Source organism: Streptomyces panaciradicis (assembly GCF_023516615.1).
In the GTDB taxonomy this organism is placed as follows: domain Bacteria; phylum Actinomycetota; class Actinomycetes; order Streptomycetales; family Streptomycetaceae; genus Streptomyces; species Streptomyces panaciradicis.
In genome coordinates this window covers 26,227-37,378 of the sequence record NZ_JAMGBF010000155.1, presented here as the reverse complement: position 1 = coordinate 37,378, position 11,152 = coordinate 26,227, and the positions used below count along the sequence as shown (strand labels likewise).

The following is an 11,152-nucleotide window of genomic DNA, read 5'->3' as shown; positions in this document are numbered from 1 at the left end:
GCGGTGGCCCAGGCCGCGCCGGCGCGCAGCACGTCGCGGCGTGCGGGCGGCGCGCTGCGGGGGACCGCATGCATAGGTACCTCCGGTGTGGAGCTGTGGGACACGCGTTTTCGCGCAGGGTGTGCGTTCGGTGTGCGGCGATTCGGCCGGGGCCGGTGGCTGCGGCTGGTGGGACTGGAGGCGCGGCCGGTCTACGTCAGCTGTGGCGTGCAGGCGGCCGGTGCTCAGCGTCGCGGGTGCTGCGAGTCGTACGGCGGTCGTGCCGCCGGCGACGGCACCGCGCAGCCCCGGTGGGGCTGGGCCGGTGGAGTGAGGGCCTCGCGGGACCGGGTGGGCCGATGGGCACGAGAAGTGCGTCCGTGCGCGGTCGTCGTGGCACGGAGGCCGGGGGAGTCGTGCGGAGGAGGGTCATGTCTGGGCCCCAGAACCTGGTGGGCACGTCCCCGCCTCGGACCCCTACGGGTCCTGGCGACTCAGTCCGGACTTCTGGCGCGTGGCCAGCTACCGGCTGGGCGTACCTCTGCCGCCGAGTGCTTCGACTGTGGCGTTGGCCAGGAGTTAAACGACGGTGCCGGGCGGCTGTCAAGAGGCAGTGGTGCTTGGATCTGCTTGAAACACCGATGAAGCGCGCATGATTGAGCATGGGGCGAGGGCGTGTGCGCGTCTGCCTGTGACGGCTCGGTGAGCCGTCACAGGCAGACGCGCGCTCAAGGGGGGCGGGCGATGTCAACTGCGGTTCGACCGCGTCCTCAACGGGCGCGGGGAACTGCGCGACCAGCCGCGACGGCGCCGCAGGCGACCCACGACATGACGCGGCGCTTCCAGCGGAGCGATCAGCAGGTCTTGCGGACGTACCCGCTCGTGCCGACCGGGGAGACGTCCACGTCGCGCTGGACGATGCTCAGCGTGCCGCCCCACCCCTTGCACGCCTTCGACCTGCCCGTGTCGGTGTACTCGATCACGATCACGTTGTTGCCGAAGGCGCTGGTGTAGTCGCCGCACTCGTCGTACTGGCCGCACTCCTCGGCCACCGCGAAGTCGAGGCCGTTGGCCTTGCGATTGCCGGCCAGTTCGGAGGTGTTCTTCTGGGCGATGGCCAGGCCGTCCGCGTGCGCGCGGGCGGAGAGCAGCTTGATGAACGCCTGTGCGTTGTTCGCCGTCAGGCGGTTGCCCGAGCGGGTGTAGCTGTCGTAGTTGTCGGGCTCGACGGCCTGGAAGCCCTTTGCCCGGCAACCGTCGATCTGGGCTCCGATCGTGCCGGCGATCCGCTGCCGCTTGGCGTCCGTGCTGACGTCGAGGAGGGCCTCGCCCCAGTCCTCGTCGTAGACGACCTTGCCCGCGGAGTCGCGCAGCAGCAGGTCCGCGGCCCAGTCCTTCTCGGCGCCCGGCTGTGCCTGGAAGGCGTTGACGTAGCAGATGTTGTACAGGCCCGCCGCCGGGGAGGCGCTGTGGTCGCGCGTGACGACCTTGACGCCCTGCGGCGGGGTGTAGGCGCCGCCGATCTGGTAGTCGAAGGCGGCATGCGTGGGCGGCAGGGTGACGGTCGCGGCCTGTGTGGAGGGCGCTTGGACGAGCAGAGAGCCGGTCAGGGCCGCGGCACCCATGGCCACGCCGGTGAGTTTGCGGGAGGCGGTGTTGTGGTTGCTCATGCGGTGAGCTCCAGAGGAAGCGGGCACGTCCCCGCCTCGGACACGTGGGGCGTCCTGGCGACTCGGGCCGGGCTCGCGGCGCGGGGGCCTGCATACCGGCTGGGCGTGCCTCTGCACGCGGAGCGTGGCTCCGGCGTTAGCCCAGGAGTAAAGCGACCACCTGTGAGGATGTCAACGCGCTGCCCAAGTGCCGTGCACATGGGGCCAGTCGGGGGGGGGCGTTCCCAGCCCGGCTGCGTACCCGAACTTCGGTCGGCGCATCGGCGACCACGCCCGACTGAACAAAGAATGCTCGAAGACGCTCGATGTGGGCGTTGATGGAGCATGTTCAAGCATCTATGGTCTTGGGTGCCACCGTCGAGCTCAGGCTGCGCCGTCGGCTCGGAGCACGTCGTGGTGCATGTCCGCCGTGCCCCGTGCGGGCTTTGTCGTCATAGCGCTCCTGCTCCCCGCCTTGGGCTGCGACCGCCGCCTCCCTCGTCCGAACATCAGCGCCGCAAACATCAGCGCCGTCTCCCCGTCTCCGATGAAGGGCTGTTCCATGACCAGTGATCCGAGCGTGTCGGAACTGCGGGTCGGTGTCGTCGGCACGGGCCAGCGAGCCGCGCTGGCCCTCCTGGCAGAGCGGCCCGGTTCGGCCCGCGTCGTGTCCTGCGCCGATACGTCCGAGCGCGGCCGCGTCGACGCTCGTACCCTCTTCGGGGCCGGCGTCCAAGTCCACGAGCGCTATGAGGAGATGCTCGCGGACGGTCTGGACGCCGTGTTCGTCCTCACCCCGGACGACGTCCACACGGCTCCGGCTCTGTACTTCCTCGAAGCAGGCGTCGCTGTGTTCGTCGAGAAGCCTCTGGCCGTCGACCTCGACGACTGCGACCGGATCCTGGCCGCCGCGGCCCGCACCGGCACCCGGCTGTACGTCGGGCACAACCTCCGCCATCTGCCGGTCCTGCGCGCCATGCGCAGACTCGTCGACGACGGCGCGATCGGAACCGTGCGGGCCGTGTGGTGCAGACATTTCGTCGGCCACGGCGGCGACTACTACTTCAAGGACTGGCACGCCGAACGAGCCCGAAGCACCGGCCTGTTGCTCCAGAAAGGCGCACACGACCTCGACGCGATCCATTGGCTGGCGGGCGGCTACGCCCGCACGGTGACCGCACTGGGCGACCTGTCCGTCTACGGTGCCAGTCCGCACCGCCGTACCCGGCCACCGGGTTCGGCGCGGGTGCAGGACTGGTTCGACGAGGGCGTCTGGCCGCCGTCCGCGCTGCGCGATCTCAACCCCGTCATCGACGTGGAGGACATCAGCATGGTGCTGACCCGCCTCGACAACGGGGTGCTCACGAGCTACCAGCAGTGTCACTTCACCCCCGACTACTGGCGCAACTACACCGTTATCGGCGACGAGGGCCGCATCGAGAACCTCGGGGACGGCGTCGAGGGAAACGCCCCGGTGATCAAGGTGTGGAACCGGCGGCGCTCCGGCTACCGCCCCGAGGCAGATCTGACCCTGACTCCGACCGAAACGGCCGACGGCCCGCACGGAGGCGCGGATCAGTCCCTCGTCGACGAGTTCCTGCATTTCGTCGCGTACGGCGGTGCAACCGAGACGTCGCCGGTCGCCGCCCGCGAAGCCGTCGCGACGGGCATTGCGGCCACCGTGTCGCTGCGCTCGGGCGGCACTCCGGTGGAGGTCCCCGCCCTCGCCCCGCACCTCGCCGACTACTTCGCCCATCATCAGCCCGGCTCCCGTGCCCCGACTTCCCGGAGTGACTGAGAGCCTCCGCATCCACAGGCGCTGGATCTCTTTGCCGGTACGTGGGATGGGCTCACCCCGACTGGGCGTGGCGGCTCCTTGAGGGCGGGGCGCCCTGGCGGCATCGGGTTACTTCAACGGGTACATGGCCCGGACCCTCTCCCACGTCCTGGGCAGCATGCCTCGCGCAGGGCACCATCGGCGATGTGGCGGCGGTCGGCGGCGGCAAAGGGTTCTCCGACGCGGTTCTCGCCGAGACCGCCGCTGTGTCCGACGCCGCCGGTCACCCCCTGTCCGACGGCGCTTACGTCGCCCTGCAGGCAAAGCGCCATGACGTGGCCACTCCACTGCTCAACGCCGCCGTGGTCCGTCTCCCGGGGGCACAACCAGCACGCGGCGAACGCGCCCAGGCCGAGTTGAGGGCGAACCGGCAGAGCGCCCCGCATGAGCAGTCCGCACTCGGAACCACGCTAGTGGCACCAACGCCAGTGACCAAGCGGCGCTCCGCTCAGGGTGGAGCTGCTCAGCCGCCTCTGCAAACTGATTCCCGAACGTCGCCGACCCGGCACGGGTATGGACGCGCGGGGCGTTCAGGCCTTTGCGCCAGGCATGCCGCTGGTGACCGCGATGCAGGCCACGTCGCCGGTCGCGGTGCGGCCGAGCCAGACGACACCGCCGGACTCGGCCGTGAACGTGACCAGATCGGCCCCGAGTGTGTCGTCGCTGAGCCGCTCGCAACCGTCGGACAGCATCTGCGTGTCGCGCTCGACCGGTCTTCCGTCCACGAAGGTACGAAACGGCGCCGCCAATGTCGTCCACGCGGAGGCGTCGGCGAAACAGCCCACGTTGGCATCGGAGAAAAAGCGGAATTGCTCACCCGGAGGAAGCCGGTCGACGTCGTCGCCGACGGCCAGGCCCATCTCCCACCCGGCCACGGCGTCGTCGCTGATGACCAGCCGGGTCGCGGCGCACGCCACGCCGTCGAACTGCTCACCGAAGAACTCGTAGGGTCCCGCTGTCCACGCCAACTCCACCCGGTAGGTGCCCGGTCTCACCTGCTGCAGGAGTTCTCGCGGGGGCCGTGTCGGTTCCCCTCGCTCGTACTCCCAGATCTCGTCGTCGTGAAAGGGCGCGTCCACGACGATGCGGCCGCTGGGGACGCGGATGCTGGCCAACTTCTCGATCCCGGTGACCATGACCGGCGTGGTCGGATCGTCGTACACAGTCCCCAGCTGAAGTCCCGGCGTGAAGGCCGTGTTCAGGTACCAGGCCTCCTCCGGCGTCGCCGCCAGCCGGGCATCCGCGCTCCACTCCATGGTGCTTCCCTCCTCCGACGCCCGAGTTGGCGATCTCCCCGTAAGGTACGTGGCGCCACTGACATCGACAGTTCGGCCCGGTCCTTCGTCGACCGCCTGCCGGCGACTGTTCGGCCGCACGTCACCAGGACGGCGCACGCTCGAGGCCCCTCGTCACGGCCGGGTGATGCCGGCGTACGCCGACATGAGGCCACGCCGCGCCAAGTAGGCAGCGTCGCCCCACCACCGGACGGCCCGAGCCGACGGCCGATTGCGGACGGGCCCGAGCACCACTCGGGGCCGGACCCGAGAACGGGTTGCCGGCCCCTGCACCGCTCACTGCGTAAGGATCACGGCGGGGTGCACGGGTAGGTGTTGCCCGTACCCAACCAGATGGAGTTGATCGGGGTCAGATCGATGCTGTCCCCGTACGGTTCGCCGTAGATGATCTCGTTGCCGTCACCGGTGCCGTTGTAGCCGGTGCACATCTCCACCCAGGCGCCACCGTACTGGTTGTTCACCACGTAGTGGTTGCCGTACTGGTTGCTCAGGTTGTGCGCCCCGTATGACCAGTAGATACCGCCGCTCTCGATCCCGGAGTCCGGGCTACCGTTGTTGTAGATGCATACGGCTCCGTAAGGGCATCCGTCGTAGGAGCCGCTCGCGGATGCCGACCCGGAAGTGGCAGCGATGACCAACCCCGCTGCCGCGATGGCCGGTACGGCCATTCTCAAGAACCTGCTCACAATCTCCGGTTCCTCCTGTCCCCCTGGCCGTGCGTGCTTGGCACCTCAACGTAGAAGCCGCAAGACGGCAACCGCCAAGACTTCGAACACCGTTGAAACATCGAGCGAGGCGGCGCTCAAAGCGCTGGCAGTCAGGGATACGGATCACCGTCGGCCGGTGACTCGCGCTGCGCTGTATTGGTACAGACCGTGTACTCGAACCGGAAGGGGGCGCCCACAGAGCCGGCGCCCGCCTCGCTCGTCAGCCGGGGAAGTGGCTGTCGGGGCGTATATCGGTGGGGTGATGCAGGGGAATCTGCCACCCTCATCGGATGGGTGCATTGGATGCAGTGGCAGGCAGGGTTGCCGGCGGGGCCACCGTGGCGTTCCGGCCCAGCGGCTCCTCGATGGTCCCGCTGATACGCAGTCGGCAGCAGGTGGTCGTCGCGCCGGTCGATCCGACGAAGTTGCAGGTCGGGGACATTGTCCTCGCCCGTGTCGCCGGGACGGTCTACCTGCACTTGGTGTCGTCCGTGGACCTCGCCAGGAAGCGGGTCCAGATCAGCAACAACCGTGGCCGCGTCAACGGCTGGACCAGCCACGAACGTGTCGTTGGCATCTGCATAGCGGTCGACGGCGTCCCCCGGTCAGGTGTCGAGGGCAAAACGCTCACGGCCGATTCCAAGGACTCCTGCTGAACACCGCGCTCCAGCGGCATCGGGCCGCGAAGCCATGCAGGTGGCCGAACGAGTGAGCTTCGTGGTGACCCGGCGGAACCTGACGCGGCACCAGACCGACCACGCCGTGGAGGCCGGTCAGCTCGCTGTCAGGCCCGCATGGCACCATGCCCCCTCAGCCACAACACCCATGGGGGACACATGCGCACCCGCGTCACCGTCACACTTGCCGCCGTCCTGCTCACCGCACTGGCCGCCTGCGACTCGTCGAGCGATGACAAGGCCGACCCCCCAAGCAGCAGTCCCACGAAGGTCGCCGAGACGCCGACCACCACTCCGAGACGGGCCGATGCCACCGATTTGGAGCGCGTCGCGGACACCTACACGAACCTCTACTTCGGAGGGGACGGCAAGGGCGCCTACGTCTTCCTGTCGAAGCGTTGCCGGACCAAGGCGGACGAGGCCGTGTACGTGGCCACCGTGGAGCAGGCTGCGAAGGACTACGGGCCCGACCACCCGGCGATGAACGTGCACGCCACCGTGTCAGGGGACATGGGCCGCGTCTCGTACAAGGTGAAGGGGCTGCCGAAATTCGATCAGGAGCGGCAGCCGTGGACACTTGAGGGCGGCGACTGGAAATACGACACCTGCTGATCCTCGACGGACGCGCGGCTCCCGTCGACCGACATCGGCGGGGGCTGAGTCAAGCCCCGCGAGTTGCAGGCCCAAGATCCTGCCGCGCCCGAAGGTTCTTCCGGTGCGACCTCATATCGGGATCGAATCGTCCGTGGCACCAGCACCAGCAGCTGTTCATCACATCAGGGGATCCCCGAACTGTTCGAGGAGCACGTCGACCGGCATCTGGTCCGCGGGACCGGGCGCGGCGTCGTGCAGCATCTGCTCCGCCCAGATGACCTTGCCGTGGGACGTGTACCGCGTCCCCCACCGCTGTGCGAACTGCGCCACGAGGAACAGCCCTCGCCCGCCCTCGTCCGTCATCGCCGCCCGCCGTAGCCGCGGAGAGGTGCTGGAGCCGTCCGACACCTCGCAGATCAGACTGCGTCCGTGCAGCAGGCGTACCTTGACAGGGGGCGATCCGTAACGGATCGCGTTGGTGACCAGCTCGCTGAGGATCAGCTCGGTGGTGTACGCGGTCTCCTCCAGCCCCCATCCGCTCAGAACCGTCCTGCACTCGGCCCGCACCGAGGGCACCACAGCCGTGTCCGGGGGCACGTCCCACTCGGCCACCGACGAGGACGGGATCCGCCGGGTCCGCGCCGCCAGCAGCGCGATGTCGTCCGAGAGACGGGCCGGCTTCAACGCTTCGAGCACCGCCCGGCAGGTCTCCTCCGGAGTGCGCTGCCCGGCCCCGGCTCCGCCCAGCACCCGGCGCAGCCCCTCGAGACCGGCGTCGATGTCGCGGTCGGCGTTCTTGAGCAGCCCGTCGGTGTAAAGGATCAGCTGGGAGCCCTCCGCCAGGTGCACGTCGGCGGTTTCGAAGGGGTAGCCCCCGAGGCCGAACGGGGGCGAGGCCGGCACGTCGGGGCAGACGATGGTCCCGTCCGGGTTCACCACCACGGGGCCGGGATGCCCCGCACGGGCCATCGTGCAGATCCCTGCCACCGGGTCGTAGATCGCATAGAGGCAGGTCGCTCCGGTCAGCCCTGCCCCCTCCTGGTCGTCGGGGGCAGCGCCGGAGTCGTCCTCGTCGTCCAGGCGGACGACCAGATCGTCCAGCTTCCCGAGGACTTCGTCGACGGGGAGGTCCAGCGTGGCGAAGTTGTGCACGGCGATGCGCAGTCGGCCCATCGTCGCCGAGGCGTGCAGCCCGTGGCCGACGACATCGCCTATCACCAGTGCGACACGTCCGCCGGGCAGCGGAATGACGTCGAACCAGTCCCCACCCACTCCCGCCTCCGAAGGCAGGTACCGCCAGGCCACTTCCAGGGCGTCCTGCTCCGGCTGTCCCTGCGGCAGCAGACTGCGTTGCAGGGTCACCGTCATCGCGTGCTCGCGGGTGAACCTCCGGGCGTTGTCGATGGCCACCGCCGCCCGCGCGCCCAGTTCCTCCGCGAAGGCCACGTCCTCCGGCTCGAACGCCGGCGAGCCCTGCGTCCGGTAGAAGTGCGCGAGGCCCAGGGGCACCCCCCGTGCCCGCAGCGGCATGGTCACCAGGGAGTGCAACCCGAGCTCCAGCGCCCTTCGAGTACGCTCCGGATCCTGTTCCTGCCAGCCGGCGGCCTGCCGCAGGTCCGCCTCCAGGACGCCCCGGCTCTGTTCCAGCGCCAGCATCTGCGGAGTGTCGGGCGAGAAGGTGATCACCTCACCGAGCCGGTACACCGGCAGCAGCCGCTGATCGCCGCTGATCGCGGACCGCAGCAGGTGGCGCCAGCCCTCCGTCGTCGGTTCAGAGCCGCGCACCACCGAGTCCAGCAGATCCACCGCGACGACGTCGGCGAACCGGGGCACCGCGACGTCGGCCAGCTCCTGGGCCGTGCGCTCCACATCCAGCGTCGTCCCGATCCGCATCCCCGCCTCGTACAGCAGCTTCAGCTGCCCCAGCGCCCCCTCGGCCCGCCCCGACACCACCGCCAGCTCCGTGGTGTCCCGCAACGTCACCACGCTGCCCGCATGGTCGGCCTCCGGGAACGTCGGCCGCTTGTTCACCGCCAGCAACCGGTCGTTGGCGAGGTACACCTCGTCGGTGACCTCCTCCGGGGAAGCGAGCACGCGCGCCATCTGATCGGGAAGCCCCAGCTCCCGCACGTGCCGCCCCTGTGCGTCCGCCGGCAGACCCAGCAGCCGCTTCGCCTCGTCGTTGGCCAGCAGCAGCCGCCGGTCCTCGCCGGTGATCAGCACCCCCTCCCGCACCGCGTGCAACACGGCCTGGTGGTGCTCGTACAGTCGCGCCAGCTCCGCCGGGGCCAGCCCATGAGTCTGCCGCAGCAGCCGCCGGGACACCGCGATCGTCCCCGCCGCGGCCAGCACCAGCATGATCGCGCCGACGCCCAGGACGATCGGAAGTTGCGGCATCCACAGTTGGGACACGTTCTTGACGGTTTTCCCCGCGGAGACCAGGCCGACGACCGTGCCGCGCGCGTCGGTCACCGGGACGATCGCTTGGATGTCCGTCCCCTTGCCCGCCGGCAGAGGGGGACCGCCCGCCTGTTCGATGACGGTGCGCCCTTCGAGTGCCGGCTGGATGGTGCCGACGAATTTCTTCCCGATCTCCGCAGGGTAGGGATAGGTGTACCGGATTCCGTCCGTGTTCATGACGACGATGAAGTCCATGCCCGCCCGTTTGCGGGCCTCCTCGGCTCGCGGTTGCAGCACGGCGGTCGGGTCCGGGCTGCGCAGCGCCAGGCTCACACCGGGGGCGCTGGCGAACGACTGGGCGGCCACCACCGACTCCCGCCGCCCCTGTCGTACTGCGTCGCGTGCCGCCTGCAGCATGATGCTCGCCACTGCTACCAGCACCAGCAGCACCACGATCGTGCTCTGGAGGAGGAAGACCTGCCCGGCCGCGGTGCGCGGACTCAGTACGGACAGGCGCCCCGTCCGTCGGCCACCGGTGGGCGGAGGACGTGAGGTCCGCAATCGGCTGAGACATCCCGGCATACACTCTTGATAACACCGCTGCGCGGACTGGGGATGACTTACGACCCCCGTCCGGCGAGGCGAATCCGCGGCGAGACGAGCAGTCGGAATGGCGAGCCGGGGGACAGCGCCGCGGAGTGCCGGGTGAGGGGGCCGACGGCGCTCATGGGCAATGAGTCGCGTCTTCCATCCGAGCTCGATGCCAGTTTCTTGTCGTTATGATGCATTTTGTGATCGGGTCTGGGCGGCTGTGGCGTCGGCATCCTCTCCGCGGCGGCCGGTGGGAAGCGGCCACGCTGTCACCGGTGATCCTCACCGCCGTGATCGCCGTTCTGGCGTTCTCCACCCCACGGCAAATCGCCTTCAGCCGTCTCCTTCCCACCGCTCCCGCCCTCGCCGCCGCCATGTGGCCCGTGCTTCCCACGCTCCTGCTCGGACTGTTCTGCCTACTGACCATGATCGGTCTCAGCTTCGTCTACACCGATCTGGGAACGCCCTACACGGCGGCAGCCATCGTCGCGGTCACCCTGGCGGCCGCCTACGCCAGCCATGTCCGGCTGCAGCGCGAGGAGACGCTGTTCCACGTCCGGCTGGTCGCCGAGGCCGCCCAGGAGGTGCTGCTGCGCCCCCTGCCGCGCCGCATGAACAACATCGAGATCGAGGCCCTGTACCTGGCGGCCCAGGAGGAGGCCCGGATCGGCGGCGACTTCTACGAGGCCGCCGACACCCCGTACGGGATCCGGCTGCTCATCGGCGACGTACGCGGCAAGGGCCTGTCCGCGGTCGGAGCGGCCTCCGCGCTGATCAGCTGCTTCAGGGAAGCCGCATACGACGAGCCCGACCTGAGCGGCATCATTCACCGCCTGGAGGTCACCATCAGTCGTCACAGTGCCGCGTTCCCCCTCCTGGACCGGCCGGAGCACTTCGCCACCGCCCTCATCACCGAGATCCCGCAGGACGGCGGCCAGGTCAGACTGCTCAGCTGCGGGCACCCGCCACCCCTGCTCGTCCACCAGGGCAAGACCCGGCTGCTGGAGGCCACCACTCCCTCGCCGCCGCTCAACCTGACGACGCTCGTCGGCGAGCACCACCGCGTGGACACCTTCGACTTCACCCCCGGCGACCAGATGCTCCTCTACACCGACGGGGTGACGGAGGCCCGCGACCGCACCGGCACGTTCTTCCCTCTGCCGGACTGGACGCAGCAGCAGGGTCAGATGCCGCCCCGCGAGCTGCTCGACCGGCTCCACGCGGCCCTGCTCCACTACAGCGGCGGAAAGCTCGACGACGACGTCGCCGCGCTTGTCGTACGCTGCCCGGACGCCTGGGCCGGGAAGTACCGCGCGTAGCCGTGACGGCGGCCGCGAACCGGCCTGCGAGGGCGACCGGTGACGGGTTGCCGCGCGGCACGACGGCTGCCGGGCACGTGCGGCATGAGAGGAACCTTCCGTAG

General features: G+C 69.5%; 8 protein-coding genes. 4 read left to right on the top strand and 4 right to left on the bottom strand.

The window, feature by feature from the left end; translation table 11 throughout:
- Positions 1-833 precede the first annotated feature (833 nt).
- On the bottom strand, positions 834-1,649 hold the full coding sequence (locus tag M8J74_RS36515) for an endo alpha-1,4 polygalactosaminidase (RefSeq protein WP_372500381.1): 816 nt from the start codon (positions 1,647-1,649) through the stop codon (positions 834-836).
- A 541-nt stretch (positions 1,650-2,190) separates the two neighbouring features.
- Here M8J74_RS36515 and M8J74_RS36510 point away from each other — a divergent pair.
- Positions 2,191-3,426, top strand: coding sequence for a Gfo/Idh/MocA family protein (locus M8J74_RS36510; protein ID WP_249840546.1), 1,236 nt, complete (start codon positions 2,191-2,193; stop codon positions 3,424-3,426).
- 569 nt (positions 3,427-3,995) lie between these two features.
- On the opposite strand, the gene M8J74_RS36505 is transcribed toward M8J74_RS36510, so the two are convergent.
- Together M8J74_RS36505 and M8J74_RS36500 are read right to left on the bottom strand one after the other, a co-directional pair.
- Positions 3,996-4,721, bottom strand: a complete 726-nt coding sequence (locus M8J74_RS36505; protein WP_249840545.1) for a DUF4241 domain-containing protein — start codon at positions 4,719-4,721, stop codon at positions 3,996-3,998.
- A 329-nt stretch (positions 4,722-5,050) separates the two neighbouring features.
- Positions 5,051-5,446, bottom strand: coding sequence for a hypothetical protein (locus tag M8J74_RS36500; RefSeq protein ID WP_249840544.1), 396 nt, complete (start codon positions 5,444-5,446; stop codon positions 5,051-5,053).
- Between the two features lie 311 nt (positions 5,447-5,757).
- Between M8J74_RS36500 and M8J74_RS36495 the strand changes: the two genes are divergently transcribed.
- Together M8J74_RS36495 and M8J74_RS36490 are read left to right on the top strand one after the other, a co-directional pair.
- Positions 5,758-6,123 carry a S24/S26 family peptidase gene (locus M8J74_RS36495; RefSeq protein WP_249840543.1) on the top strand — a complete coding sequence of 122 codons (366 nt, stop codon included), beginning with the start codon at positions 5,758-5,760 and terminating at the stop codon, positions 6,121-6,123.
- Between the two features lie 180 nt (positions 6,124-6,303).
- A complete protein-coding gene (locus tag M8J74_RS36490; RefSeq protein ID WP_249840542.1) occupies positions 6,304-6,756 on the top strand; it encodes a hypothetical protein in 453 nt (150 codons plus the stop codon).
- Positions 6,757-6,915: 159 nt separating this feature from the next.
- On the opposite strand, the gene M8J74_RS36485 is transcribed toward M8J74_RS36490, so the two are convergent.
- On the bottom strand, positions 6,916-9,579 hold the full coding sequence (locus tag M8J74_RS36485) for a SpoIIE family protein phosphatase (protein ID WP_308406173.1): 2,664 nt from the start codon (positions 9,577-9,579) through the stop codon (positions 6,916-6,918).
- 425 nt (positions 9,580-10,004) lie between these two features.
- Here M8J74_RS36485 and M8J74_RS36480 point away from each other — a divergent pair, with 425 nt between their 5' ends.
- Entirely contained in the window at positions 10,005-11,048 is a 1,044-nt protein-coding gene (locus tag M8J74_RS36480; RefSeq protein WP_249840540.1) for a PP2C family protein-serine/threonine phosphatase, read from the top strand.
- The last annotated feature ends 104 nt before the right edge of the window (positions 11,049-11,152 follow it).

Bases quoted from the DNA above. Each gene is read 5' to 3' on its own strand.
- M8J74_RS36515 (WP_372500381.1), bottom strand. From the start codon at position 1,649: ATGAGCAACCACAACACCGCCTCCCGCAAACTCACCGGCGTGGCCATG.
- M8J74_RS36510 (WP_249840546.1), top strand. From the start codon at position 2,191: ATGACCAGTGATCCGAGCGTGTCGGAACTGCGGGTCGGTGTCGTCGGC.
- M8J74_RS36505 (WP_249840545.1), bottom strand. From the start codon at position 4,721: ATGGAGTGGAGCGCGGATGCCCGGCTGGCGGCGACGCCGGAGGAGGCC.
- M8J74_RS36495 (WP_249840543.1), top strand. From the start codon at position 5,758: ATGGGTGCATTGGATGCAGTGGCAGGCAGGGTTGCCGGCGGGGCCACC.
- M8J74_RS36490 (WP_249840542.1), top strand. From the start codon at position 6,304: ATGCGCACCCGCGTCACCGTCACACTTGCCGCCGTCCTGCTCACCGCA.